The following is a 26,779-nucleotide window of genomic DNA, read 5'->3' on the forward strand; positions in this document are numbered from 1 at the left end:
TAAGTCAATTGGATGTGTTACCGCATTGTTACGGTCGGGGTGTTACCGCTGTTACTGATGCGATTCAGCAGGTCCACCGGTGCATTCAAAGGCGCCGCAGCTCCCACATCATCGTGTCAGGCCTACGGCAGGCGTTCCAGGCCAACAAACGGGCACGCGTCCAGCAGGTCACTCAGCAAGCGCCCATCGGCCAGTTGCAGGCCGGCGGGAGCCAGTTCTGCCAGCGGGTAAAGCACGAATGCACGCAGGTGCATTTGATAGTGCGGCACCTTCAGGCGCGGCTCATCGATCAGCCGGTCGCCGAATACCAGGATGTCCAGGTCCAGGGTGCGTGGGCCCCAACGCTCAAGGCGCTCGCGGCCCTGGCCGTTTTCGATGGCTTGCAGCGCATCGAGCAGTTCCAGTGGCGCGAGGCTGCTGTCCAGGGCCGCGACCGCGTTGGTGTAGCGCGGTTGGCCCGGTAGCAGCGAATCACTTTGATAGAAGGCGGAAACGCCCACGAGGGTGGTGCCTGGCAATAACGCCAACGCTTGGACGGCGCTGCGCAATTGCTGGTCGGGGGCCGCGAGGTTGCTGCCCATGCCGATGTAGATGCGTTCCACGTTTATTCGCCCGCAGCGCCCGAGGCATCGGCAGACGTGCGTTTACGCTTGCTTGAGCTACGACGACGCTTTTTGGGACCATCGCCAGCGCCATCGCCTTTGCTGCCAAGGTCACGAATCATGTCGCGGCGTTGGCTGTCATTGGCGTCCTGGTAATCGGTCCACCATTCACCCAGGCCGTCGGTCTGCTCGCCCGCGCTTTCGCGCAGCAGCAGGAAATCGTAGCCGGCACGGAAGCGCGGGTTGTCCAGCAGCAGGTCGGCGCGTTTGCCGCTGCGCCGTGGCAGGCGCTCCTGCATGTCCCAAATCTCGCGGATCGGCATGGTGAAGCGTTTTGGAATAGCAATGCGCTGGCACTGTTCAGCGATCAGCTCGTGAGCGGCCTCTTGCATGGCCGGAATCGGCGGCATGCCACGGTCTTGTAAGCGCAGTACACGCTTGGGCAGGGCTGGCCACAACAAGGCGGCGAACAGGAACGCCGGGGTCACCGGTTTGTTCTGTTTGATGCGCAAGTCCGTGTTGATCAAGGCTTCGCTGATCAGCGTGTGCGTATACGTCGGGTTGTATTCCAGGGCCTCGGCGCTGGCCGGGAACAACGGGTCGAACAACTGCAGGTCGACAAGCATTTCGAAGGTATCGGCGGCATATCCCGAGAGGAATAGCTTGAGCACTTCTTCAAACAGGCGCGCCGAAGGAATCTCCCGCAGCATCGGTGCCAGTTCGCGAATCGGTGCGGCGGTGTGTTTCTCGATACCGAAGTTCAGCTTGGCGGCAAAGCGCACCGCACGCAGCATGCGCACCGGGTCTTCCTGGTAGCGCTGGGTCGGGTCGCCGATCAAGCGGATCAGGTTGTTGCGAATGTCGTGTACGCCGTTGGCGTAATCGAGGATGCGCTCGCTGACCGGGTCGTAATACAAGGCATTGATGGTGAAGTCGCGACGTTGCGCGTCTTCTTCCAGGGTGCCGTAGACGTTGTCGCGCAGGATGCGGCCGCTCTCGTTGCGGGAAGACTGGTTGGTGTCTTCCTCTTCATCGTTTTGCGGGTGGCCGGCGCGGAAGGTCGCGACCTCGATGATTTCGCGACCGAAGTGGATATGCACCAATTTGAAGCGGCGACCGATGATTCGCGCATTGCGAAACTCGGCACGCACCTGCTCGGGCGTGGCACTGGTGGCGACGTCGAAATCCTTAGGTGTGATATTGAGCAACATGTCACGTACGCAGCCACCCACCAGATAAGCCTGGTAGCCAGCGTTCTGCAAACGTTCGACGATGTTCACCGCATAACGGCTGAATTGAGCACGCTGCAATGAATGCTGATTGCTGTTAAGCACTTCAGGCGTGCTGCGAATGTGTTGCGTACGACGCAAGGGAGAACGGAATGACTGGAACAACTTCTTCAGCATGGGATGCACTGTTTGAAGGAATGTTCGGCCATAACGAAGAATGACCGCATGATGGGCCGGGATTCTAGCATTTAGTCGAGGGATGGTGTAGGAACAAGCTGCAGGCATTGCGCCATAAGCTTAAAAGAAGCGAAGAGCTGGACAAATCCCGGAAACTACAAGGGGAGCCGAAGCTCCCCCAGAAGTAGTTGCGTGCTCTATTTTTATTATTGATTTCGGGCTTCTTGTTTTTGTTGATCGCCCTCGCCATGAAGCTTTACCTTCAAGACACTCCCAATCGGGAGTCAAGAGCAAACGGATTGCTTTGGTCGCTGTGTTGCTGATCTACGATCCAACCAGTTCAGGCTCTGCCTTAGGACAGTTTTTGTTGTTCTCGGCCTGGTTGCGGGGCAAGCCCAAGATGCAACGCCTCTCCAAAAGAATCAATTAGCTGCGCCTCCGCCGTGTTGTTTTTATTATGCGTGAGTCGATTCGTCTTATTTTTATTGTCTGGTACTAAGCTTGTTATTGTTTTTGTACTAAGCATATAGCAGGGTGCGTGCCAACTTTTGTGCCGCCCAGCAAAACCGGGAGGTTGAAGCGCTTTCAGGTTTTTTGGAGGCCAAAAAAAGCCGGGGCTTCGTTACCGTAAGCCCCGGCTTTTGTTACGCGAAAAAGCTGCGGTAACAGTTTTTTCACATCTGAGGGTGTTACCTGTGGGGGCGCCCCCTCAACTCTCGCTGGTCACCCCAGTCTTGCGTCGCGGAATACCCAGACGTTGGCGACGCTCCCACAAGCACTTGCGGCTCACGCCTAGTTTGCGGGCCAGCTCGGTCTCGGTCATGTGGTCCTGATGCTCAAGGACGAAGTGCTGGAAGTAATCTTCCAGTGACAAGTCCTCGGTCGGCTCATGGCTGGTATTGCTAGCGCCGCCCTGTTGCGGTGCCAAGCCGATGAAATCGTCGTCTTCCAGGTCACTGAGCTCAATGTCGATGCCCAGCAGTTCGGCGGAAATTTCCGCGCTCTCCGACAGAATGACCGCTCGCTCGACCGCATTCTCCAGCTCTCGCACGTTGCCCGGCCACGAGTAGTGCCGAATCGCCTGCTCGGCGTCCGGGGCAAACGTGAGGTCGGTACGGTTGATGCGCGCGCTCTGGCGCAACAGGAAGGCGCTGGCGATCTCGTTGACGTCGGCGCCACGCTCACGCAGGGCCGGCAGTTTGAGAGCAATCACGTGCAGGCGGTAATACAAGTCTTCACGGAACTGGCCGATTTTAGCCAGGCTCTTCAGGTCACGGTGGGTCGCTGCGATCAAGCGAACATCGACCTTTTGCGATTGCACCGAACCTACGCGGCGAATTTCGCCTTCCTGCAGCACGCGCAGCAAACGTGCCTGGGCTTCCAGGGGCAGTTCGCCGATTTCGTCGAGGAACAAGGTGCCGCCGTCCGCCGCTTCGACCAGGCCCGCACGCCCGGCGCTGGCGCCGGTAAACGCGCCTTTTTCGTGGCCGAACAGCTCGGACTCGATCAGGGATTCAGGGATTGCCGCGCAGTTCACCGAAATCATTGGCGCCTTGGCGCGCTTGGACAGGTTGTGCAGGGCGCGGGCCACCAGTTCTTTACCGGTGCCCGACTCGCCTTGGATCAATACATTGGAGTCGGTTGGCGCCACTTTGCGGATTTTGCTGTACAGGTCTTGCATGGGTGGGCAGGAGCCGATGATGCCGATTTCGCCATTGCTGTTGTCAGCGCCTGGCTTATCCGCACCGTTGGCAGCCTTTCCGGCGGGCCGCTGTTCGGCGGGCGCACCTCTGGCTGACTGATGGTCGCGCAGGATACGGGCCACGGCCTGGAGCATCTCGTCGTGGTCGAAAGGCTTGGCGATGTAGTCCACCGCGCCCATCTTCATCGAGTCCACGGCTGAGCGCAGGCTGGCGTAGCTGGTCATGATCAGCACCGGCGTGCCCTGGCCAAGCTTAATCAGCTCAGTGCCTGGCGCGCCCGGCAGGCGCAGGTCGCTGACAATCAGGTCGAACGTGGGAATGCTGAATCGCTCTTGGGCTTCCTGCACCGAGCCGGCTTCGCTGACCTGGTACTGATTACGTTCAAGCAGGCGACGCAAGGCAGAGCGGATAATTGTTTCGTCTTCGACGATCAAAATGTGCGGCATTGATTCAACTCTCTCGACGGTCTCAGTTCACAGCGGACGTCGCTTCGACATGACGCGGCAAGGTCACCCGAATACGGGTGCCGCGTTGGCTTTCGGTGTCAGCCGGGCTGTCGATGGTGATTTGTCCATAATGCTCTTCAACGATGGAATAGACCAGTGCAAGGCCCAGACCAGTACCTTCGCCTGGGTCCTTGGTGGTGAAGAAGGGTTCGAACAATCGGTCCATGATGTTCTGTGGAATACCGCTGCCTTCGTCCTCCACGATCAGATCGATCGTGTGCTCGAAAGCCTCGCTCTTGACGCGTACCGCACTGTGCGGCGGGGAAGCGTCGCGGGCGTTGGACAGCAGGTTGATCAGCACCTGCGCCAAGCGTTGGGAGTCGCCGTCGACCCAGTGGTCCGGGTCGCACAAATTGAAGAACTGTACTTCGAAATTGCGTCGGTTCAAGGCCAGCAGCCCAATAGCATCCTGCGCGACTTCGGCCAGGCACACGGCCTCGTCCTGGTTCTGGTGAGCGCCGGCATGGGCGAAACTCATCAACGACTGCACGATGCGTGAAACGCGCTTGGTCTGCTCAAGGATCTGCTCGCTGATTTCGGTGATTTCGCCGTCCTCTTCACGCTCTTCGCGCAGGTTCTGCGCCAGGCACGCGATACCGGTGATCGGATTGCCAATCTCGTGGGCCACACCCGCCGCCAGGCGGCCAATACTGGCCAGACGCTCGGAGTGCACCAGTTTGTCTTCGAGCATTTGCGTGTCGGTCAAGTCCTCGACCAGCAGCACCAGGCCGCTGTTGCCGGGCGCCAACGGCTCGTCGATGGCAGCTTTGTGCAGGTTGAGCCAGCGGGTCTGGCCGTCGAGCGCCAGGTGTTGTTTGTGCAAATGCTCGTCGGGCAGGTTGATAAAGCCTTGCAGCAGTTCTTTCCATGGATCGCCCAAGGTATTCAGGCGCGAGCCCACTACCCGCTGGGCGGCAATGCCGGTGAGTTCTTCCATGGCTTTGTTCCACATTAGGATCTCTTGATCCTTGGCCAGGGAACACACGCCCATCGGCAGTTCCTGCAGGGTCTGGCGATGGTAGCGACGCAATGCATCGAGTTCGGCGGCAAGACCGGTGAGGCGTGAGTGGTAGTCCTCCAGCCGACTCTCGATGAAATGGATGTCTTCGGTGACATAGTTCTCGCCGCCGGCCTTGTAGGGCAAGAACGTTTCGACCATGTCTTGGGACACGCTCGGCCCCATCAACCCGGACAGGTTGGCCTCGATACGGTCGCGCAAGCGGCGCAGCGCGTACGGTCGGCGCTCGTCGAACGGCAAATACAAGTCGCGGAGCGCTTGTTCGACTTCCTTTTGCGCGGCTTTTGCACCCAGTGGCTTGGCCAGTTGCGTGGCGAACTCCTGGGGCGAAGCGGCATGCAATTCGCGGCGTTGTGGGCGGCGCACGTTATCCACCGCGCAGGCTTCGGCCGCGCTGGTTTCTTCGGGGCTGGCGTTGGTGAACAGCGAGATCAAGGTGAACATCAATACGTTGGCCGCCAGTGAAGCAATGGCCGCCATGTGCCAGCTGGTGTCGTCCAGCACGTAAATCATGTTCAGCAGTGGGATGTAGAAACCCTGTAAGTTGCCGACCAGCGGCAGCAGCATGGTGACCATCCACACCAGGATTCCCGCCAACAGGCCGGCGATAAAGCCGCGCCGATTAGCGGTCGGCCAGTACAGCACCGACAGCACGCCCGGTAAGAACTGCAAGGTGGCGACGAACGCGACGATGCCGAGGTTGGCCAAGTCTTGCCCGGCGCCCAGCAGCAGGTAGAAGCCATAGCCGGCCATGATGATCGCGACGATCAGCGCGCGGCGCGTCCATTTCAGCCAGCGGTAGATATTGCCTTCAGCCGGCGGCTGATACAGCGGCAGCACTAGATGATTGAGTGCCATGCCCGACAGCGCCAGCGTGGTCACGATGATCAAGCCACTGGCTGCCGACAAACCGCCGACGTAAGCCAGCAACGCCAGGGATTTGCTATTGGCGGCAATGCCGACGCCGAGGGTGAAGTATTCCGGGTTGGTGGTCGCTCCCAGCTTGAGGCCGGCCCACAGGATCAACGGCACTGCCAGGCTCATCAGCAGTAGGAACAGCGGAAGGCCCCAGCTGGCGCTGACCAGTGAGCGCGGGTTGAGATTCTCGGTGAATGTCATGTGGTACATGTGCGGCATCACAATCGCCGAGGCGAAGAACACCAGCAACAGCGTGCGCCATGGGCCTTCCTGCAACGGTGTGTGCAGGGCGGCGAGGGCGGTCTGGTTTTGCAGCAGCCACAGTTCCAGCTGTTGCGGACCGTCGAACACGCCGTAGAGTGCGTACAGGCCGACACCGCCGATGGCGATCAGCTTGATCACCGACTCGAAGGCAATCGCGAATACCAGGCCTTCGTGTTTTTCACGGGTGGCGATATGGCGTGAACCGAAGAAAATCGTGAACAGCGTGATCAACGCGCAGAAGGCCAGCGCGACGCGATGCTGCACAGGCTCGCGGGTGAGGATGCTGATGGAGTCCGCCACGGCCTGGATTTGCAAGGCCAGCAGCGGCAGCACGCCGAGCAGCATGAAAATCGTGGTCAGCGCGCCGGCCCAGGTGCTGCGAAAGCGGAAGGCAAAAAGGTCTGCCAGGGATGACAGCTGGTAGGTACGGGTGATTTTCAGGATCGGGTACAGCAACACCGGCGCCAGCAGGAATGCGCCGGACACCCCGAGGTAACTGGAAAGAAAGCCGTAGCCGTACTGATAGGCCAGGCCGACGGTGCCATAAAACGCCCAGGCGCTGGCGTAGACGCCCAAGGACAAGGTGTAGGTCAACGGATGGCGAATGATCGCCCGCGGAATCATTCCGCGCTCACTGATCCAGGCCACGGCGAACAGTGCAGCCAGGTAGGCGGCGCTGATCAGCAGCATCTGGGTGAGGCTAAAGCTCATCGGCATCTTTTTGGCTCTGCAGGATGAAGGTCACGACGATCAGGATCAGCCACAGCAGATAAGGGCGATACCAGGCGCCTGTGGCGTCTATCCACCAATCCATGATGGCGGGGGAAAACAGGTAGATCCCGACGACCAGCAGCAGGACCAATCGATAGATGTACATGTTGGCCTCTGATTAAAAAACTGCGGCGATGGTAACGGATGGCTGGCAACCTGCAAGCGCCTTCAGCTCAATTGCGCTTCGGGCAGCGTGAGTGTGCGCGGGATTCTGGTGGCGTCCCAGTGCGCAATGCCCCAATCCAGCAGTTCCCGCGGGCTGGCGTACAGCAGTTCAGCACCGCCCGATTGACCGAGTGCGCGCAATGCCCTTAACAGCAAAGGCGTGGCTTGGTCAGGTGTCAACGGCGGTGAACGGTAGGTTTTGCCCAGCTTGTTACCGTCCGGCTGGACGATCAGCGGCACGTGCAGATAGCGCGGTTGGCGCAAGCCCAGCAGTTCTTGAAGGTACAGCTGGCGCGGCGTTGAATCGAGCAGGTCGGCGCCGCGCACGATATCGGTCACACCTTGCCAGGCATCGTCGAGCACTACGGCCAATTGATAGGCATACAGGCCGTCGCGGCGACGGATGACGAAATCGCCTACATCACGGCCCAAGTGCTGCCGGAATTCGCCCTGTACGCGGTCGGTGAAGTGATATTCCAGCTCAGGCACGCGCAGGCGGATGGCTGCGTCGTGCTGGTCATGCCCGGCGTTGCGGCACAAACCCGGGTAAATTCCCTGGTAGGGTTCCAGTTGTTTGCGCGAACAGGTGCAAGCGTAGGCCAAGCCGTGGTTGAACATGTCGTTGAGGACTTTGGCGTACGCGTCATGCCGCTCGCTTTGCCGGACCCGTTCGCCGTCCCATTCGAAGCCGTAGCTTTCCAGCGCGTGCAGAATCGCTGCTTGGGCGCCGGGCTCTTCGCGGGGTGGGTCGAGGTCTTCCATGCGCATCAGCCAGCGGCCGTGGTTGGCGCGGGCATCGAGGTAGGAGGCGAGGGCGGCAACCAGCGAGCCGAAATGCAAATGGCCGCTGGGCGTTGGGGCGAAACGCCCGATATAGGTAGAGGCTGTCATGGGCCGGATACTACTGGAAAAACGGTAAACGCCAGAAACAAAAATAGGGCGTTTGCACGCCCCATTCGTTCAGCCCGGCAGGATTACTTGCCGACCTGTTTTTCCTTGATTTCAGCCAAGGTCTTGCAGTCTACGCATAGGTCCGCGGTTGGGCGGGCTTCCAGGCGGCGAATACCAATCTCGACGCCGCAGGATTCGCACCAGCCATATTCCTCGTCTTCGATCAGTTGCAGCGTTTTGTCGATTTTCTTGATCAGCTTGCGTTCACGATCACGGGCGCGCAGTTCGAGGGCGAATTCCTCTTCCTGGCTGGCACGGTCTGCCGGGTCCGGGAAGTTGGCGGCTTCGTCCTTCATGTGGTCAACGGTACGGTCGACCTCTTGCATCAAGTCCTGCTTCCACTTTTGCAGGATCTTGGTGAAGTGCTGGCGCATGGGCTTGCCCATGTATTCCTCACCTTTCGTTTCGACGTAAGGTGTGAAGCCACTGAGGCTCTGCTGCTGTTGCTTTGCTTGGGTGGACATGAATAGACCGCCTCTCACTCTTCTAATCCATTGCGCAGGATTGCAACGTCACCGACACCTGCCGGCCCTGCGGCTGCAAGCGGGCGAACTTACCAGATAGATTCAGGGGGCGCCACTCCCGGTTGTCGAGGTCCAACGCGGCGGGGTTGCAAACAGCAGCAGCCCGCCATGGCTGGGTATAGCTCGTCTCGAATGTTGATTTTAGTCGTTTTGCAAGCGCGTGCTGGGTTCATCGTGGACGGCCGAGCAGGCAATAGAGCATGTTTTACCGTGAGGGTTCGGTAGAATCCAAATTTTGTCCTAACCGTTAAGGAAGGCTAATGGCTCAGCCCTACAGTGCGCGCAGTCGCGCCATCGAACCGTTTCATGTCATGGCGTTGCTGGCGCGAGCCAATGAGCTGCAGGCAGCCGGCCATGATGTGATCCATCTGGAGATCGGTGAGCCGGACTTCACCACCGCCGAGCCGATCATCCAGGCCGGCCAGGCGGCGTTGGCCAGCGGTAAAACCCGTTACACCGCGGCCCGTGGGCTGCCCGAGTTGCGCGAGGCCATCAGCGGGTTTTACCAGCAGCGCTATGGGCTGAGCATTGATCCTGGGCGCATCCTGATTACGCCCGGTGGCTCTGGCGCCTTGCTGCTGGCTAGCAGCTTGCTGGTCGATCCCGGCAAACATTGGTTGCTCGCCGATCCAGGCTACCCCTGCAACCGGCATTTCCTGCGCTTGGTGGAAGGCGCGGCGCAACTGGTGCCGGTTGGCCCTGAAGTACGCTATCAACTGACCGCCGATCTGGTGACCAAGCATTGGGACCAGGACAGCGTGGGCGCGCTGGTCGCGTCTCCGGCTAACCCGACTGGCACCATTCTCACGCGGGACGAGTTGGCGGGGTTGTCGAGCGCAATCAAGGCCCGTAACGGTCACTTGGTGGTAGACGAGATCTATCACGGCCTTACTTACGGCACCGACGCCGCCAGCGTGCTGGAAGTCGATGACGACGCGTTCGTCTTAAATAGTTTTTCGAAGTATTTCGGCATGACCGGCTGGCGCCTCGGTTGGTTGGTGGCGCCTCCTGACGCCGTAGGCGAATTGGAGAAGCTGGCGCAGAACCTCTACATCAGCGCGCCGAGCATGGCCCAGTACGCGGCGTTGGCCTGTTTTACCCCACAGACCTTGAGCATTCTGGAAGAGCGCCGCGCCGAATTCGGCCGCCGTCGCGACTTCCTGCTGCCCGCCCTGCGCGAGTTGGGCTTCGGCATTGCCGTAGAGCCGGAAGGCGCGTTCTACTTGTATGCCGATATCAGCGCGTTCGGCGGTGATGCCTTCGCGTTCTGCGGTCATTTCCTCGAAACCGAACATGTAGCCTTCACGCCGGGGCTGGATTTCGGCCGCTATCAAGCCGGTCACCATGTGCGTTTTGCCTACACGCAAAACCTCGATCGGCTACAGCAGGCGGTGGAGCGCATCGCCCGTGGTTTGCGGAGCTGGCAAGGCTGATGCGATTTCATCCTCCTCTCGAAGAAGCGCGGCTGATTCGCCGCTACAAGCGTTTTCTCACCGATATCGAAACCGTTAACGGCGAGTTGCTGACTATTCACTGCCCGAATACCGGTTCGATGCTCAATTGCATGGTGGAGGGCGGCCAGGTCTGGTTCAGTCGCTCCACCGACCCCAAGCGCAAATTGCCAGGCACATGGGAGATTGCCGAAACGCCCCAGGGCCGGCTGGCGTGCGTCAACACGGCGCGCGCCAATCAGTTGGTTGAGGAGGCATTGCATGCCGGGGTCATCACCGAGCTCAACTGCTTTACCGCCTTGAAGCGCGAAGTGCCTTACGGTCAGGAGAAAAGCCGCATCGATTTTCGCCTGGACTACCCGCAAGGCGCTGCGTATGTCGAAGTCAAAAGCGTGACTCTGGGCTTTGATGGCACGGCGGTGGCAGCTTTCCCCGACGCTGTGACCCTGCGCGGCGCCAAGCACTTGCGTGAGCTGGCACACCTGGCGCGCGATGGCGTGCGAGCGGTGCAGTTGTATTGCGTCAACCTGTCAGGGATCGAAGCGGTGCGCCCGGCCGTGGAAATCGACGCCGGTTACGCGGCAGCCTTGCGTGAGGCTAAGGCTGCTGGCGTGGAGGTGCTGGCCTACGGTGTACAGGTCACGGCTGAGGAAATTTACGTCGACCGCCGCTTGGATGTGCTGATCGGCGACTAGAGTTCCACCCACAAGCCCTGCGCGTCTTCGCGGCCGGGCAGGGCGGTGAGGCTTTGGCCCGCGCAAGGGCCGGCGATGCATTCGCCGCTCTCGATCAGGAATAATGCGCCGTGGGTGGCGCACTGGATCAGGCTGGCGCTGGTGTCGAGGAACTGGTCGGGCTGCCATTCCAGCGGGACACCGCGATGGGGGCAGCGGTTGATATAGAAGTAGGCAACGCCGTCCCGGCGTACGGCCAACAGTTTGCAACCGTCGATCTCAAAGCCGAGGCTGCTGTTGGGCGCGAGGGTAGCGGAGGAGCAGAGAAACTTCATTTCAATCCTTAAGTGCCTTGACGTTCAAATGCAAACAATTATCAAATGCCGGCTTCGCCCGTTAGCTGATTGGGCGCTCAGTACGATGCCAGGCGGGCTTAATCTGTCACATCGATGAGTGTTTGAGTGGCCCTGCCCTTGGAAGGAAACCCTGTTATGCGCCTGAGTACCAGAGCTATTGCGCTTGTTGCCTCACTGCTGGTCAACCACGGGGCGCAAGCCTCTGAACTGCCACAACGCTGGGTCAGCGCGGGTGGGGCTTTATCGGAGTGGGTGACAGCGCTGGGCGGTGAATCGAAGTTGGTGGGCGTGGATACCACCAGTCAGCATCCGCAATCTCTAAGGGCGTTACCGAGCATCGGTTACCAGCGGCAGCTATCGGCTGAAGGTATCCTCAGCCTGCGCCCGCAAGTACTCGTGGGTACCGAAGAGATGGGGCCGCCGCCGGTGCTTGCGCAGATTCGTGGCGCGGGCGTGCAGGTGGAGATGTTTTCGGCCGAGCCGGATCTCGTGACTCTGGAAGGTAATCTGCAGCACTTAGGCAAGTTGCTGGGCAATGAGGCGAAAGCCGACGAATTGTTTACCGGATATGAACAAGCGCTCAAGCAGCAGAAACGTTGGGTCACCAAGGCGCAGGCCATGCAAAAGGCGCCGGGTGTGCTGTTGTTGCTCGGCCATGCAGGCGGCAAGCCGCTGATTGCGGGTAAACACACCGCTGCCGATTGGATGTTGCAACAGGCGGGTGGGCACAATCTGGCAACCCACACCGGCTATAAACCGTTTTCGGTGGAATCGTTGGCAGGGTTGAGTCCTGATGTGCTGGTGTTTGCTGACCGCGCCCTGACCGGTGATGCGGCACGCGCGGCTTTGTTCAAGGAAAACCCGATTTTGGCCTCAACCCCCGCGGCCAAGAATGGCCGCGTATTTGAGTTGGACCCGACCCTGCTGGTTGGCGGCCTGGGGCCACGTTTGCCGCAAAGCCTGGTGAAACTGTCTGCCGGGTTTTATCCGTCCCAGGCTAAGCCTGCCCCATGACCACTCTGGTTAAACCTAAAACGCTATTTATCGGACTGGCACTGTTGTGTGTATTGGCAACCTGGCTTTCATTGGCCCTGGGGCCGGTCAGTCTGCCATTGCTGGATACGCTCCGGGCCGCCTTGCGTTTGATGGGCGTGCCAATTGAAGCCCAAGGTCTGGAGCAGGCCGAATTGATCCTGGGGCAGATTCGCCTGCCGCGCACATTGCTCGGCCTGGCGGTCGGCGGCGTGCTGGCCTTGTCGGGTGTGGCGATGCAGGGATTGTTTCGTAACCCGCTGGCTGATCCGGGGTTGGTCGGGGTGTCCAGCGGCGCGGCGCTGGGGGCGGCGGTTGCGATCGTGGGGGGGGCGTTGTTTGGCGGGCTGCCGGATGCGGTTGGGCCTTACTTACTGTCGTTATGTGCCTTTCTGGGCGGCTTGGGGGTCACGGCCCTGGTCTATCGCCTGGGACGCCGTAACGGCCAGACTAATGTCGCGACGATGCTGCTCGCCGGCATCGCCCTTACAGCCCTCGCCAGCTCGGCGGTGGGGTTGTTTACCTATCTGGCGGACGACGCCACCTTGCGCACTCTGACTTTCTGGAACCTGGGCAGCCTCAATGGCGCGAGTTATTCGCGCTTGTGGCCGCTGCTGCTGGTGAGCGCCGGTGTGGCGCTGTGGTTGCCGCGCCGGGCCAAAGCGCTGAATGCATTGTTGCTGGGTGAGTCCGAGGCCAGTCACCTTGGGGTTGATGTGGAGAGGCTCAAGCGTGAGCTGGTGTTCTGCACCGCCCTGGGCGTGGGTGCGGCGGTAGCAGCGGCGGGGATGATTGGGTTTGTCGGGCTGGTGGTGCCGCATTTGGTGCGACTGCTGGCGGGGCCGGATCATCGGGTACTGTTGCCAGCCTCGGTGCTGGCGGGCGCGAGTTTGCTGTTATTTGCGGACCTGGTGGCGCGCTTGGCCCTGGCGCCGGCTGAATTGCCGATCGGCATCGTGACGGCGTTTATCGGTGCGCCATTTTTTCTCTATCTTTTGTTGCGGGGGCGTGCCTGATGCTGCGAGTGGAAGCGCTGCAGATCCGGCGCGGGCGCAAGACTGTGTTGGCCGACGTCAGCCTGGACCTTTTGCCGGGCGAAGTGCTCGGTGTGCTAGGGCCCAATGGTGCTGGCAAAAGTACCTTGCTCGGCGCGTTGTGCGGTGAGTTGCATCCGGACCAGGGCAAGGTGTGGCTTGATCAGCAAGAGCTGAAGGACTGGAGCAGCTCGCAGCGTGCACAACGCCTGGCGGTCTTGCCGCAAACGTCGACCCTGGACTTTGCGTTTCGGGTCGAAGAGGTCGTCGGCATGGGACGTTTGCCGCATCAGACTGGGCGAGTGCGCGATGACGAGATCGTTAACGCAGCGTTGCAAGCGGCGGATGTCGGGCACTTGAGTGGCCGCAATTATTTGGCGTTGTCTGGCGGCGAGCGCCAACGTGTGCACCTGGCACGGGTATTGGCGCAGTTATGGCCAGGTGAAGCGGGGCAGACGTTGCTGTTGGATGAGCCAACGTCAATGCTTGACCCGCTGCATCAGCACACAACCTTGCAGGCCATCCGCAGCTTCGCTGATCGAGGCGCAGCGGTGCTGGTCATCCTCCATGACCTGAATCTGGCAGCTCGCTACTGTGACCGCATCCTGTTACTGGAGGATGGGCGTCCACATGCCTTGGATACGCCTGCAGAAGTCTTGCGACCTGAGCCGCTCAAAGCTGTGTTTGGTCTGGATGTGTTGGTGCAACCGCATCCGGAGCGTGGGCATCCGTTGATTATCACGCGCTGAGGTTAGCTTTTTTATCGGCAAAAAAAGACCCGGCAAGAGCCGGGTCAAATAACCGTGATTAGCCTGATGAGGAGATAATCTGAGAGTCCGAACCAATGGTCTTTCAGTTATCGGCTGATCTCGCGACCAGTTGTGATAATCATAACGATTCTCATTTGAGAGTCAACATTTGTTTTTGGATGTGTTGCTGGTTTTCTCGAACGCTTGTTTGAAAGGCCCGAATACACTGGGCTTGATCCCTTAACTAATTCTTCGGCCGTGCTGAAATAGCATCCAGCTGTCGGTTCAAGGCTTCCTTTCGCTCCGCGGGAATGTCGTTCCAATGCACATCCATCAACGCGCCTTCAATTGCATACAGCAATACTTTCGATGCACGAAACCCGCGAGTCCGCACGGCTCGGTAGGCATCAACCGCTCCCAAGCGACGCAAGTCGGACGCGCTGTGGATGCCCACTGCGTGCAGCCACTGTGCCGACGTCTTGCCAAGGTTTCTCAGGTGTTGCAGCTCATCGTTCATCAAGCCTCCTTGCGACGGCCGGGGTGCGGTGGGTTTCGTGACCAGGCAAGCCTGAAAAGGAGTGTAGCGCTCAGTAGGAAAAGCGTAGTTCTTTGGTGGGGAACGGCTGAAAAGCTTATAAGAACGGTTTGGGAGGTTTGAGGGCGGGCATGCGTGAATCACCCGGCACGCTTGACGCGCGGCCGGGTCCGATGTGTGACGTCACTTGGTGCGGTAGCGCAGGCGAGTGCCGAAATTGACGGACATCAGGATTTCGTCGGCCGTCAGTTCAGTTGGGAAATAGGTGCCCGAGATCTGTGCATGGGCCAGGCTGGCGCCTTCCAATGAGCATTCACGTAAATCCAGGCCACGCAGGTCGGCAGAGCGGAAGTAGGCGTCGGTGAAGTCGACACCTGTGGCGTTCAGGTCACGCAGGTCTAGCCCACGGAAGTCGCCACCACGCATGTCGATAGCCCCGTCTCTAGGGCGTTCCTGGTTGAAGCCTCGAATGTCGTCCTTATGCAGGAGCGCATAGAGCGGGGTATCAAGAAGCTTGGGGTGACTCATGACGGCGACTCCTGTTGGAATTATGACGCCAGTATAGTGCCACTATTGCAGGGTCGTGCACCGTAGATAGGTGACACGACCAAGAAATATTTCTTACAGGCCAGGCAGGCGCTGGCGAATATGCGCCACCAGAGCATCCAGCGTCCCACTCTCATTGGTCTCTACACGCTTGCTGAGGAGCAGCTCTTCGGCTGTCAATGGATCGCGATTGGCCTGCTGCTCTTCGATGACGGTCAGCGTCGCGTCGGAAGGATCGCTCTTGTCCGCCTGACGTTGTGCCAACCAACTTGCGATAACGGCTTGCGGTGCGTTGCAGTCCAGGATGAGGAAGGGCGCACCGGTGGCCTCGGCAATCTTGGCCGCTGCGTCGCGCTGCTCACGCTTCAAGAAGGTCGCATCCAGCACGACCGGGTAGCCGGCACGCAAGACGGTATCGGCGATTTCATTCAGGCGAGCGTAGGTTGCTGCGCTGGCATCGGCCGCATAGATACCGGCCTGTGGCGTGTTCTCTACCTGCTGTTCGCCAAACAGGCGTTTGCGCTCCACGTCCGAACGCAGGCGCACAGCGCCCAATGCTTCCACCAGGCGCATGGCAACGTGGCTTTTGCCGACTGCCGATACGCCGTGGGTAATTGCCAGGAAGCGCGAAGGAATGGTGCTGTAACTTTCCGCCAGGTTGGCGTAGTTGCGGTACTGGCGCAGCGTGGTGGCGCGTTGCACCGGGCTGGCTTCGCTCGGCATGCTGAACAGCGCAATCTTGGCGCGTACCAGTGCTCGGTAGGCTTTATAGAAGTTCAACACTTCAAGGCCTTGGTAGTCGCCGGTCAATTCCAGGTACTGGCTGATAAAGCGGCGTGCCAGGGATTTAAGGCCACGGTCTTCGAGGTCCATCGCCAGGAAGCCGGTGTCGGCGTACACATCGGTGAAGCGGAACGGCTCGTTGAACTCGATGCAGTCGAAGATCACCACCTGGCCGTTGATCAGCGTGGCGTTGCCCAGGTGGATGTCGCCGTGACATTCGCGTGTGAAGCCATCGAGCTTGCGCTGTATCAGCAGTGGCTTGAGGCGTTCGAAGCTGCTTTCAGCCCAAGCTTGCAGAGCTTGCAGCTGTGCGAGGTCGGCTTTGTCGCTGAGAAATGGACGGATTTGTTCGAAGTTCTGGCGTACGGGTGCCATCACCTCATCCGGCGTACCGGCCGGATGCGCCTGTGGAACCTTTGGCGCAGTGAGGTGGAAATGCGCAATCTGCTTGGCCATTTCATCAATGTGCGCGCTGGTCAGTTCGCCATTGGCTTGCAGGGTGCTGAGCAGTTGGCTTTGCGGGAATTGGCGCATTTTCAGCGCGTACTCGATCACCGGGCCTTCGCCGCCCAATTGCGGGGCTTCGGCGGTGCCGGTAATCGGCAACACTTCAAGATACAAATCTTCGGTCAGGCGTTGGTTGAGGCGCAGCTCTTCGTTGCAGAAGTGGCCGCGGTCCTTGAGCTGGGTGAAGTCCAGGAAGCCGAAGTTCATCGGTTTCTTCAGTTTATAAGCGAAGGGGCCGGTCAGGATGACCCAGGAAATATGGGTCTCGATAACTTGAAACGCTTCAACCGGGTGGGGATACAAAGCCGGGTTTTGCAGGGCAGCGATCAGGGACTGGCTCACGGGCGATCCTTCAAAGTCTGGGGGAAATCATGGCGGGCATTATGGCGGTTACAGCTGGTCGTGCAAACCGCTGTCCGACTCATGTTGATCATCAATAAAGTGCGTATAATCCGCCGCCATGACTCGAACCCGATCTCCCCGTTCCCGTAAAAAACCTCCTTCGCGCGGCCTGCGCCCATGGCTGGGCTGGGCGCTCAAGCTCAGCCTGGTGGGCCTTGTGGTGCTCGCCGGCTTCGCGGTATACCTCGACGCCGTAGTCCAGGAGAAGTTCTCCGGCAAGCGCTGGACCATTCCGGCCAAGGTGTACGCCCGCCCGTTGGAACTGTTCACCGGCCAGAAGTTGAGCAAGGATGACTTCCTTACCGAGCTCGATGCCTTGGGCTACCGCCGCGAACCTGTGAGCAACGGCCCGGGCGCCGCAGCTGTCAGTGGCAATACGGTCGACTTGAATACCCGTGGCTTCCAGTTCTATGAAGGCCTGGAAAAAGCCCAGCCGGTACGCGTGCGCTTCTCCGGCGATTACGTCGCTGAGCTCTCGTCGCTCAACGGTTCGAAGCTGCCAGTGGTACGCCTGGAGCCGCTGCTGATCGGCGGCATTTACCCGAAGAATCTTGAAGACCGCATCCTGATCAAGCTCGATCAGGTGCCGCCGTATCTGCTCGAAACGCTGGTGGCCGTAGAGGACCGCGATTTCTACAGCCATTGGGGTATTTCGCCGAAGTCGATTGCCCGTGCCATTTGGGTCAACACCTCCGGCGGCAAGATGACTCAGGGCGGCAGTACGCTGACGCAACAATTGGTCAAGAACTTCTACCTGACCAACGAGCGCAGCCTGACCCGTAAACTCACCGAAGCCATGATGGCGATGCTGCTGGAGCTGCATTACAGCAAGCAGGAAATCCTTGAGGCGTACCTGAACGAGGTGTTCGTCGGTCAGGACGGCCAGCGCGCAGTCCACGGGTTTGGCTTGGCCAGCCAGTTCTTCTTCGGTCAGCCATTGTCCGAGTTGAAGCTGCATCAGGTCGCATTGCTGGTAGGCATGGTCAAGGGGCCTTCCTATTACAACCCGCGTCGCAACCCGGAGCGTGCACTCGAACGTCGTAACTTGGTGCTTGATGTCCTTGAGCAGCAAGGCGTTGCTAGTGCTGAACAAGTGGCTGCCGCGAAGAAAATGCCACTGGGTGTGACAACCCGCGGCAAGCTTGCCGACAGCTCCTTCCCGGGCTTTATTGACCTGGTCAAACGCCAATTGCGTGAAGACTATCGCGACGAAGACTTGACCGAAGAAGGCTTGCGTATCTTCACTAGCTTCGACCCGATTTTGCAGATGAAAGCCGAGGCGTCGGTCAACGACACCTTCAAGCGCCTGAGCGGCCGTAAAGGTTCGGATGAGGTCGAAGCCGCCATGGTCGTGACCAACCCGGAGACCGGTGAGGTTCAGGCCATGATCGGCAGTCGCCAAGCCAGTTTTGCCGGTTTCAACCGCGCGCTGGATGCGGTGCGGCCGATTGGCTCGCTGGTCAAACCAGCGGTTTATCTCACGGCCTTGGAAAAACCGAGCAAATACACACTGACCAGTTGGCTTTCGGATGACCCGCTGTCGGTCAAAGGCGCCAATGGCCAGGTGTGGACGCCGCAGAACTTTGATCGTCGCTCCCACGGTACGGTGTTCCTGTACCAGGGGATTGCGCACTCCTATAACATTTCCACCTCACGTCTGGGGCTGGAAGTGGGTGTGCCGAGTGTGTTGAAAACCATCGCGCGCCTGGGGGTCACTCGTGAGTTTCCGGCCTTCCCGTCGATTCTGCTCGGTGCTGGCGCCATGACACCGATGGAAGTGGCGACGATGTACCAGACCCTCGCTAACGGCGGTTTCAATACACCGATGCGCGGCATTCGCAGTGTGCTGACCGCCGAGGGCGAGCCGCTCAAGCGTTATCCGTTCCAGATTCAGCAGCGCTTCGACGCGGGCTCCATCTACCTGATCCAAAACGCCATGCAGCGCGTAATGCGTGAAGGTACCGGGCGCTCGGTCTACAGCGTGCTGCCGTCGAACCTGACGCTGGCGGGCAAGACCGGCACCAGTAACGATTCGCGAGACAGTTGGTTCGCTGGCTTCGGCCAGGATGTACTGGCCGTGGTGTGGCTGGGGCGTGACGATAATGGCAAGACGCCGTTTACCGGTGCGACCGGTGCGCTGCAGGTCTGGACCAGTTTCATGCGCAAGGCCGACCCGTTGCCGCTGAACATGCCGCAGCCGGATAACATCGTGCAGGCCTGGATTGATCCGCACACGGGGCAGGGCTCCGATGCGAACTGTCCGGGCGCGGTGCAGATGCCGTATATTCGCGGCAGCGAGCCATCGCCCGGAGCCGCATGCGGTGGCAGTGCCCCCGCTGACGCGGACTCGGTGATGGATTGGGTCAAGGGCTGGATGAATTAAGCAAAGAGGGTTTCAAGTGAACAAGTGGTTGATTCCAGCTATTACAGCGCTAGCGGTGCTCAGCGGTTGCTCAAGCGTGCAACGCGGCTCAATTCCGGTAGTTGACTCGAGCACTGCAGTCTCGAATAACGACCGCATCTCGGCCAACGGCGGTTTCCGCCAGACCGTGGTCAAGCGTCCTGCACAAGCCACGCCTCAATCTATCCCGCAAGATTCGGGGGTGGTGGTGATGGTGCCGGGTGGTGGTGCTGCCACCTCGGCGCCTATCAGTGCCGAGCCATGGACCCCAGGGCCAAGCACGTCGGGGCCGGTTGATGCCGCGCCGATCCAGACGGCGCCGGTCAATCAGGGCACCTACAACATGCCGTCGACGCCTAGCGGCATTCCATCGGCGTCCAGCGCTGGCGGCCTTTCGGCGGATGAGCAGTTAGACGGGCCGGTACTCGCGTTGCTGACTACCGCCCAGCAGCAACAGGCTGGTGGCGACCTGAACGGTGCATCATCGAGCCTCGAGCGCGCCCAGCGCGTTGCACCACGCGAGCCGCAAGTGTTGTATCGACTCGCCCAAGTGCGCATGGCCCAGGGCGATGCGCCACAAGCTGAGCAGTTCGCCCGTCGTGGCCTGAGCTTGGCCAATGGTCGCCCCGACTTGCAAGCCAGCTTGTGGGCTCTGATTGGTGATGCGCGGGCGGCACAAGGCGATGCTGCCGGTGCCGCTCAGGCTCGGCAAAAAGCCAAGGTCAGCCTCTGATGGATACGCGCGTCCCAGCGATTGCCGAACAGCTATTGCTGATTGAGCGCGAGTTGCGCGTGCAAGGCTGGTGGGACGAGGTGCCCCCCAGCGCTGAGGCGCTCAGCAGCGTCGAGCCTTTTTCGGTTGATACCCTGGATTTCCACCAGTGGCTGCAATGGATCTTTCTGGTGCGCATGAAGCAGATCCTTGAGCAGGATCTGCCGTTGCCAAATGCATCGGGGATCATGGAGATGGCTGAAATGGTTTACGCCGATCGGCCGCTGGAGAGCCTTGGCTTGCGTAATGCGCTGAAAAAGTTCGACCAACTCATCGTCGACGCTCGTTAATTGCCTGACTGTCGGTTTTTCCGGCAGCCTTGCGCATATTTCTACCGCTTGACGACATTCAGGCGAGTTTTATCCCTTCTCAAACACCTTTCTTATGCGTTCTCATGCGCTTAGTTGGAAAAAAGCGCAATTATTGCTTGACTTGAGAGGGCTGAAACAGAAGAATCCAAAGTCCGCTGTATCGGGACTGCCAGAAGCAGGCCCGCTCAGCAGATCATGAGGCGCACATCCGCGCCGACCTGTAACACCCGCAACGCGTTACCTCGCGCTGGGTGGGAAAAGCCCGCAACACTTGGGACGATCCCAATACTTGCTCAGTCAGTGCTGACGTAGTCGGCGACCACCGTCGCTCATGCTCTGTTGAGAAGTAAACCTATTAAGACCCGTCGGTTTTTTACGGACGGTATTCTGGCGTTTTAGAGGTGAACAACGTGGAGCTTTTATCTGGCGGTGAGATGCTCGTCCGCTTTTTGCGTGACGAAGGCGTCGACTATATCTACGGGTACCCTGGCGGTGCTCTGCTGCATGTCTACGACGCACTGTTCAAGGAACCGGCTGTTACCCACATCCTGGTTCGCCACGAACAGGCCGCGACCCATATGGCTGACGGTTACGCCCGTGCCACCGGTAAAGCCGGCGTGGTACTGGTAACGTCCGGCCCAGGCGCAACCAATGCCATTACCGGCATTGCGACTGCTTATATGGACTCCATCCCGATGGTGATCATTTCTGGCCAGGTGGCGAGCACCATGGTCGGTACCGATGCATTCCAGGAAACCGACATGATCGGTATCTCCCGGCCGATCGTGAAACACAGCTTCATGATCAAACATGCCTCGGAAATCCCGGAAGTCATGAAAAAGGCCTTCTACCTCGCACAGTCCGGTCGCCCAGGCCCTGTTGTGGTCGATATCCCGAAAGACATGACTAACCCGGCTGAAAAATTCGAATACATTTTCCCGAAGAAAGCCAAGCTGCGTTCCTACAGCCCGGCCGTCCGTGGGCACTCGGGGCAAATCCGCAAGGCGGCAGAAATGCTCCTCGCGGCCAAGCGCCCTGTGCTCTACTCGGGTGGTGGCGTGATTCTGGGCGGCGGTTCCGCGCCGCTCACCGAACTGGCCAAGATGCTCAACCTGCCAGTCACCAACACCTTGATGGGCCTTGGTGCGTTCCCGGGTTCGGACCGTCAGTTCGTCGGCATGCTCGGCATGCACGGCAGCTACACCGCCAACCTGGCCATGCACCATGCTGATGTGATCCTGGCGGTGGGCGCGCGGTTTGATGACCGCGTGATCAACGGCGCGAGCAAGTTTTGTCCGAATGCCAAGATCATCCATATCGACATCGATCCGGCGTCCATCTCCAAGACCATTAAGGCCGACGTGCCGATCGTGGGTCCTGTAGAAAGCGTACTGACCGAAATGGTTGCGGCGCTCAAGGACATCGGCGAAACGCCGAACAAGGAATCCGTTGCTAGCTGGTGGAAGCAGATCGACGAATGGCGCGGTGATCGCGGCCTGTTCCCTTACGACAAGGGCGACGGCAGCATCATCAAGCCACAAACCGTGATCGAGACCCTGTGCGAAGTGACCAAGGGCGACGCCTTTGTGACCTCCGACGTGGGCCAGCACCAGATGTTCGCCGCGCAATACTACAAGTTCGACAAGCCTAACCGCTGGATCAACTCCGGTGGCCTGGGCACGATGGGCTTTGGTTTTCCAGCAGCCATGGGGGTGAAGCTGAGCTTCCCGGACGCTGACGTTGCATGCGTCACTGGTGAAGGCAGCATCCAGATGAACATCCAGGAACTCTCGACGTGCCTGCAGTACGGCCTTCCCGTGAAGATCGTCTGCCTGAACAACGGCGTACTGGGCATGGTTCGTCAGTGGCAGGACATGAGCTACGGTAGTCGTCACTCCCATTCCTACATGGAATCGCTGCCTGATTTCGTCAAGTTGGTTGAAGCCTATGGCCACGTCGGCATTCGTATCACCGATTTGAAAGATCTGAAGCCCAAGATGGAAGAGGCGTTCGCCATGAAGGACCGCCTGGTGTTCCTCGATATTCAAGTGGACACCAGCGAGCACGTCTACCCGATGCAGATCAAAGACGGCTCTATGCGCGACATGTGGCTGAACAAGACGGAGCGTACTTAATCATGCGGCACATTATCTCCCTGCTTCTGGAGAACGAACCCGGCGCTCTGTCTCGTGTTGTCGGCCTGTTTTCGCAACGCAACTACAACATCGAAAGCCTGACCGTGGCCCCAACCGAAGACCCGACCCTGTCGCGCCTGACGTTGACCACCGTGGGCCACGATGAGGTGATCGAGCAGATCACCAAGAACCTCAACAAGCTGATCGAAGTGGTCAAGCTGGTCGACCTGTCGGAAAGTGCCCACATCGAGCGCGAGCTGATGCTGGTCAAGGTCAAGGCCACGGGTGCCCAGCGCGCCGAGATCAAACGCACGACCGACATTTATCGCGGGCAGATCGTCGATGTGAGCGCCAGCGTTTATACCGTTCAACTGACCGGTACGAGCGACAAGCTGGACAGCTTCATCCAGTCGATCGGGACGGCCTCGATTCTGGAAACTGTACGCAGTGGCGTCACCGGGATTGCTCGTGGCGACAAAGTACTCAGCGTCTAACCCAATTAGTGAATGGCCTAAGGGCCTGGATATATAGAGGAACCTCATGAAAGTTTATTACGAAAAAGATTGTGATCTGTCGATCATCCAGGGCAAAAAAGTCGCCATCATCGGCTACGGTTCCCAAGGCCACGCTCAAGCGTGCAACCTCAAAGACTCCGGCGTTGACGTGACTGTTGGCCTGCGTAAAGGCTCGGCCACTGTTGCCAAGGCTGAAGCTCATGGCCTGAAAGTGACTGACGTTGCTTCCGCTGTTGCTGCTGCCGACCTGGTCATGATCCTGACCCCGGACGAGTTCCAGTCCGCGCTGTACAAGAACGAAATCGAGCCGAATATCAAGAAGGGCGCAACCCTGGCCTTCTCCCACGGCTTCGCGATTCACTACAACCAGGTTGTGCCGCGTGCCGACCTCGACGTGATCATGATCGCGCCGAAAGCACCGGGCCACACCGTGCGCTCCGAGTTCGTCAAAGGCGGCGGTATTCCTGACCTGATCGCGATCTACCAGGACGCTTCGGGCAACGCCAAAAACGTTGCACTGTCCTACGCAGCGGGTGTTGGTGGCGGTCGTACCGGCATCATCGAAACCACCTTCAAGGACGAGACCGAAACCGACCTGTTCGGCGAGCAAGCTGTTCTGTGCGGCGGTACCGTTGAACTGGTTAAAGCCGGTTTCGAAACCCTGGTTGAAGCTGGCTACGCGCCGGAAATGGCCTACTTCGAATGCCTGCACGAACTGAAGCTGATCGTTGACCTCATGTACGAAGGCGGTATCGCCAACATGAACTACTCGATCTCCAACAACGCCGAATACGGCGAGTACGTGACTGGCCCGGAAGTCATCAACGCCGAGTCCCGTCAGGCTATGCGCAACGCCCTGAAACGTATTCAGGACGGCGAATACGCCAAAATGTTCATCAGCGAAGGCGCAACCGGCTACCCTTCGATGACCGCCAAGCGTCGTAACAACGCCGCTCACGGTATCGAAATCATCGGCGAGCAACTGCGCTCCATGATGCCGTGGATCGGTGCCAACAAGATCGTCGACAAAGCCAAAAACTAAGTCGTACGCATCAAGAGAAAACGCGGCTTAGGCCGCGTTTTTTCGTTTGGGAGGCAGGTTCTGGTATAAAGCTGCATCGTTTGCGGGCGAACACTCGCCGCAAGTATTTGTCGAATTTTTTCACACCGTTGCAAGGTAAAGTCCATGAGCGAACGTCCCGACGAGCCACACCAGGCCTCTGACGCCGAAAGCCTGCTACCCATCGATGAGCATGTCGAGGAAGGGCATGATGCGGAAGGTCGCAAGGTCCGGCATCGTGGCATCTATCTTCTGCCCAACCTGTTTACCACGGCGAACCTGTTTGCCGGGTTCTATTCCATCATCAATTCCATGAGCGCTCAAAGTGCGTTGGCGGCGGGTGATGCGGCGAGCGCCAGCAAATATTTCGGCTTTGCTGCCATCGCGATTTTCGTAGCCATGGTGCTCGACGGCCTGGATGGTCGTGTGGCGCGCATGACCAACACGCAGAGTGCCTTCGGTGCCGAGTATGACTCGTTGTCGGACATGGTTGCTTTTGGTGTTGCGCCTGCTCTGCTTGCGTTTGCCTGGGCGCTGGGTGATATGGGCAAGGTGGGATGGATGGTTGCCTTCATCTATGTGGCCGGTGCCGCTTTGCGTCTGGCACGCTTCAACACCCAGGTAGGTACTGCTGACAAGCGTTACTTCATTGGTCTTGCCAGCCCGGCGGCTGCGGGCGTAGTCGCAGGTATTGTCTGGGCATTCAGTGACTATGGCATCCAGGGTTCGAAGATGTCGTTCTTGGTGGCGTTGATGGTGGCGGCCGCCGGCATGCTGATGGTCAGCAACATCAAGTACAACAGCTTCAAAGAGTTCGACCTCAAGGGGCGCGTGCCTTTCGTGGCGATCCTGGTGGTGGTGCTGGTGTTCGCAGTCGTATTCAGCGATCCGCCGCGTATTCTCCTGCTGGCGTTCTTGGTCTACGCCGCTTCGGGGCCGATTCAGTACCTGCTGCATCTGCGCCGGGAGAAAACATTGCCTTAATGTAATGTTCCCCATACTCCGCAGTCTATTGGTGCATCAGTCCTCCAATGCTGCGGAGTTGCCATGTTAATCAAGATCCCCAAAGCGTCCGATTGTCACGAATCGGATGTCACGCCTGAATCCTTCTACCTCTCTCGCCGTAGCCTACTCGGTGGTGCACTTGCCGGAGTGGCTGCCAGCGCCTTGCCGCGCTGGGCCAATGCCGATAATGCTGCACGTTATGCCGATGTTGAACCGGGCAAGGCGCCGAACTGGTTTGCCGAGAAATTGCCAAGTACTCAATGGCAGGCAGTTACCGTGAAGGACGAGGCCATCACGCCTTTCAAGGACGCGACCCACTACAACAACTTCTATGAGTTCGGTACAGGCAAGGGCGACCCGGCGACGAATGCCGGATCACTCAAAACCGAGCCGTGGAGTGTTGTAATCGATGGGGAGGTTGCGAAGCCGGGGCGCTATGCCTTGGAAGACTTCATGAAGCCTTATCGGTTGGAAGAGCGGATCTACCGTTTGCGCTGTGTTGAGGCGTGGTCGATGGTCATTCCATGGATGGGCTTTCCGATCTCGGCCTTGCTCAAGCAGGTTGAACCGACCTCCAAAGCCAAGTACATCCGCTTTGAAACTCTGCAGGACTCAAAAAGCATGCCGGGCCAACGCTCGAGTTTTGGTTTGATTGACTGGCCCTATGTAGAAGGTTTGCGTCTGGACGAGGCGATGAATCCTTTGGCAATCCTTGCAGTAGGCATGTATGGGCGGGAATTGCCTAACCAGAATGGCGCACCGTTGCGTTTGGTGGTGCCGTGGAAGTATGGCTTTAAGAGTGTGAAATCCATTGTGCGGATCAGCCTGGTGAGTGAGCAGCCCAAAACCACTTGGCAAAGTATTGCTGCGGATGAGTATGGGTTTTACGCAAACGTGAACCCCACGGTCGATCATCCTCGCTGGACTCAGGCGCGGGAGCGTCGCTTGCCGAGTGGTTTGTTTAGTCCGAATGTGCGCGACACGCAAATGTTCAATGGCTACTCGGATGAGGTTGCCTCTCTTTATACCGGCCTCGATCTGCGGAAAAACTACTGATGCGCTACCCGATCTGGCGCATTGGCGTCTTCATAGCTGCTGCGGTGTGTCCATTTTTCTGGCTGTATGAGGCGTGGAGTTCTGTGCTTGGACCTGATCCCGGCAAAGTGTTGATGGATCGGTTGGGGCTTGGCACGTTAATTTTGTTGCTCATTACGCTGGGTATGACGCCGCTGCAGAAGATTAGCGGATGGGCAGGGTGGATTGCGGTCCGCAGGCAGTTAGGGCTCTGGTGTTTTGCGTATGTGGTTCTGCATCTGGTGGCGTATTGCGTATTCATCCTAGGGCTTGATTGGTCGCAGTTAGGGGTGGAGTTGCGCAAGCGGCCCTACATTATTGTCGGCGCGCTGGGCTTCCTTTGTTTGTTGGTGCTGGCGGTGACCTCCAATCGTTATAGTCAGCGTCGGCTGGGTAGTCGTTGGAAGAAGTTGCATCGCTTGGTATACGTGATCGTTGGGCTTGGTTTGCTGCATATGTTGTGGATCGTCCGGGCCGATCTAAAGGAGTGGGCTATCTATGCATCTATAGGGGTACTGCTTTTGGTCCTGCGGATTCCGCCTGTCATGCGCCGGATTCCACGTCTTATCGCGAAAAAACCAGTTTCCGCAATAAAAACGTAATTAGTGC

Annotated in this window: 25 protein-coding genes; 14 read left to right on the plus strand and 11 right to left on the minus strand. The window is 58.9% G+C overall.

The features are described from left to right. Positions 1-122: 122 nt before the first annotated feature. The 7 genes from folK to dksA all read right to left on the minus strand — a co-directional run bounded on the left by folK (position 123) and on the right by dksA (position 8,768). On the minus strand, positions 123-602 hold the full coding sequence (gene folK, locus FW764_RS17555) for a 2-amino-4-hydroxy-6-hydroxymethyldihydropteridine diphosphokinase (protein WP_446434955.1): 480 nt from the start codon (positions 600-602) through the stop codon (positions 123-125). Positions 603-604: 2 nt separating this feature from the next. Continuing rightward, the gene (locus FW764_RS17560; RefSeq protein WP_083356737.1) at positions 605-2,008 is read right to left on the minus strand and encodes a polynucleotide adenylyltransferase PcnB; all 1,404 of its coding nucleotides are present in this window, start codon (positions 2,006-2,008) and stop codon (positions 605-607) included. A 709-nt stretch (positions 2,009-2,717) separates the two neighbouring features. Next, the gene (locus FW764_RS17565) at positions 2,718-4,157 is read right to left on the minus strand and encodes a sigma-54-dependent transcriptional regulator (RefSeq protein ID WP_446434956.1); all 1,440 of its coding nucleotides are present in this window, start codon (positions 4,155-4,157) and stop codon (positions 2,718-2,720) included. 22 nt (positions 4,158-4,179) lie between these two features. Continuing rightward, positions 4,180-7,134, minus strand: a complete 2,955-nt coding sequence (locus tag FW764_RS17570) for a sensor histidine kinase (protein ID WP_446434957.1) — start codon at positions 7,132-7,134, stop codon at positions 4,180-4,182. Continuing rightward, the gene (locus FW764_RS17575) at positions 7,118-7,294 is read right to left on the minus strand and encodes a hypothetical protein (RefSeq protein ID WP_003176118.1); all 177 of its coding nucleotides are present in this window, start codon (positions 7,292-7,294) and stop codon (positions 7,118-7,120) included. Before FW764_RS17575 ends, FW764_RS17570 begins: the two co-directional genes overlap by 17 nt. Positions 7,295-7,356: 62 nt before the next feature. Next, positions 7,357-8,244 carry a tRNA glutamyl-Q(34) synthetase GluQRS gene (gene gluQRS / locus FW764_RS17580; RefSeq protein WP_446434958.1) on the minus strand — a complete coding sequence of 296 codons (888 nt, stop codon included), beginning with the start codon at positions 8,242-8,244 and terminating at the stop codon, positions 7,357-7,359. An 83-nt stretch (positions 8,245-8,327) separates the two neighbouring features. Continuing rightward, a complete protein-coding gene (gene dksA / locus FW764_RS17585) occupies positions 8,328-8,768 on the minus strand; it encodes an RNA polymerase-binding protein DksA (RefSeq protein ID WP_034100675.1) in 441 nt (146 codons plus the stop codon). Positions 8,769-9,088: 320 nt separating this feature from the next. Here dksA and FW764_RS17590 point away from each other — a divergent pair, with 320 nt between their 5' ends. Together FW764_RS17590 and sfsA are read left to right on the plus strand one after the other, a co-directional pair. After that, positions 9,089-10,261, plus strand: coding sequence for a pyridoxal phosphate-dependent aminotransferase (locus FW764_RS17590; protein WP_446434959.1), 1,173 nt, complete (start codon positions 9,089-9,091; stop codon positions 10,259-10,261). Beyond that, positions 10,261-10,974: a DNA/RNA nuclease SfsA gene (gene sfsA / locus FW764_RS17595; protein ID WP_446434960.1), complete on the plus strand. Its 714-nt coding sequence runs from the start codon at positions 10,261-10,263 to the stop codon at positions 10,972-10,974. The genes FW764_RS17590 and sfsA overlap by 1 nt, the downstream gene beginning before the upstream one ends. Here sfsA and FW764_RS17600 read toward each other — a convergent pair. Beyond that, positions 10,971-11,288, minus strand: coding sequence for a Rieske (2Fe-2S) protein (locus FW764_RS17600; protein WP_446434961.1), 318 nt, complete (start codon positions 11,286-11,288; stop codon positions 10,971-10,973). The genes sfsA and FW764_RS17600 overlap by 4 nt on opposite strands. 156 nt (positions 11,289-11,444) lie before the next feature. Between FW764_RS17600 and FW764_RS17605 the strand changes: the two genes are divergently transcribed. Genes FW764_RS17605 through FW764_RS17615 form a run of 3 tightly spaced genes read left to right on the plus strand, consistent with a single transcriptional unit; the run spans position 11,445 to position 14,124 of the window. Then, the gene (locus tag FW764_RS17605; RefSeq protein WP_446434962.1) at positions 11,445-12,323 is read left to right on the plus strand and encodes a heme/hemin ABC transporter substrate-binding protein; all 879 of its coding nucleotides are present in this window, start codon (positions 11,445-11,447) and stop codon (positions 12,321-12,323) included. Then, on the plus strand, positions 12,320-13,357 hold the full coding sequence (locus tag FW764_RS17610; protein ID WP_446434963.1) for a FecCD family ABC transporter permease: 1,038 nt from the start codon (positions 12,320-12,322) through the stop codon (positions 13,355-13,357). Before FW764_RS17605 ends, FW764_RS17610 begins: the two co-directional genes overlap by 4 nt. Continuing rightward, positions 13,357-14,124, plus strand: a complete 768-nt coding sequence (locus tag FW764_RS17615; protein ID WP_446434964.1) for a heme ABC transporter ATP-binding protein — start codon at positions 13,357-13,359, stop codon at positions 14,122-14,124. Before FW764_RS17610 ends, FW764_RS17615 begins: the two co-directional genes overlap by 1 nt. Before the next feature lie 244 nt (positions 14,125-14,368). On the opposite strand, the gene FW764_RS17620 is transcribed toward FW764_RS17615, so the two are convergent. From FW764_RS17620 to FW764_RS17630, 3 genes are all read right to left on the minus strand, one after another. Beyond that, positions 14,369-14,641 (minus strand): TfoX/Sxy family protein, encoded by a 273-nt coding sequence (locus tag FW764_RS17620; RefSeq protein WP_446434965.1) that lies wholly within the window; start codon positions 14,639-14,641, stop codon positions 14,369-14,371. A gap of 201 nt (positions 14,642-14,842) precedes the next feature. Next, positions 14,843-15,187, minus strand: a complete 345-nt coding sequence (locus FW764_RS17625; protein WP_446434966.1) for a pentapeptide repeat-containing protein — start codon at positions 15,185-15,187, stop codon at positions 14,843-14,845. A 93-nt stretch (positions 15,188-15,280) separates the two neighbouring features. Beyond that, complete coding sequence (locus tag FW764_RS17630) at positions 15,281-16,837, minus strand: bifunctional aminoglycoside phosphotransferase/ATP-binding protein (protein ID WP_446434967.1); 1,557 nt, start codon at positions 16,835-16,837, stop codon at positions 15,281-15,283. Positions 16,838-16,955: 118 nt separating this feature from the next. Here FW764_RS17630 and mrcB point away from each other — a divergent pair, with 118 nt between their 5' ends. From mrcB to msrQ, 9 genes are all read left to right on the plus strand, one after another. Further along, positions 16,956-19,280, plus strand: a complete 2,325-nt coding sequence (mrcB, locus tag FW764_RS17635; RefSeq protein WP_446434968.1) for a penicillin-binding protein 1B — start codon at positions 16,956-16,958, stop codon at positions 19,278-19,280. 16 nt (positions 19,281-19,296) lie between these two features. Next, complete coding sequence (locus FW764_RS17640) at positions 19,297-20,031, plus strand: tetratricopeptide repeat protein (protein ID WP_407020620.1); 735 nt, start codon at positions 19,297-19,299, stop codon at positions 20,029-20,031. Further along, positions 20,031-20,360, plus strand: coding sequence for a YqcC family protein (locus tag FW764_RS17645; RefSeq protein WP_446434969.1), 330 nt, complete (start codon positions 20,031-20,033; stop codon positions 20,358-20,360). Before FW764_RS17640 ends, FW764_RS17645 begins: the two co-directional genes overlap by 1 nt. 431 nt (positions 20,361-20,791) lie before the next feature. Next, complete coding sequence (locus FW764_RS17650; protein ID WP_446434970.1) at positions 20,792-22,516, plus strand: acetolactate synthase 3 large subunit; 1,725 nt, start codon at positions 20,792-20,794, stop codon at positions 22,514-22,516. 2 nt (positions 22,517-22,518) lie between these two features. Further along, positions 22,519-23,010, plus strand: coding sequence for an acetolactate synthase small subunit (gene ilvN / locus FW764_RS17655; RefSeq protein ID WP_057008762.1), 492 nt, complete (start codon positions 22,519-22,521; stop codon positions 23,008-23,010). Between the two features lie 46 nt (positions 23,011-23,056). Continuing rightward, complete coding sequence (gene ilvC / locus FW764_RS17660; RefSeq protein WP_007948647.1) at positions 23,057-24,073, plus strand: ketol-acid reductoisomerase; 1,017 nt, start codon at positions 23,057-23,059, stop codon at positions 24,071-24,073. 144 nt (positions 24,074-24,217) lie between these two features. Then, a complete protein-coding gene (gene pssA / locus FW764_RS17665; RefSeq protein WP_446434971.1) occupies positions 24,218-25,075 on the plus strand; it encodes a CDP-diacylglycerol--serine O-phosphatidyltransferase in 858 nt (285 codons plus the stop codon). A gap of 63 nt (positions 25,076-25,138) precedes the next feature. Continuing rightward, positions 25,139-26,152 (plus strand): protein-methionine-sulfoxide reductase catalytic subunit MsrP, encoded by a 1,014-nt coding sequence (gene msrP / locus FW764_RS17670; protein WP_446434972.1) that lies wholly within the window; start codon positions 25,139-25,141, stop codon positions 26,150-26,152. After that, positions 26,152-26,772, plus strand: coding sequence for a protein-methionine-sulfoxide reductase heme-binding subunit MsrQ (gene msrQ / locus FW764_RS17675; RefSeq protein ID WP_446434973.1), 621 nt, complete (start codon positions 26,152-26,154; stop codon positions 26,770-26,772). The genes msrP and msrQ overlap by 1 nt, the downstream gene beginning before the upstream one ends. The last annotated feature ends 7 nt before the right edge of the window (positions 26,773-26,779 follow it).

This window comes from Pseudomonas sp. 1152_12, from assembly GCF_052850675.1.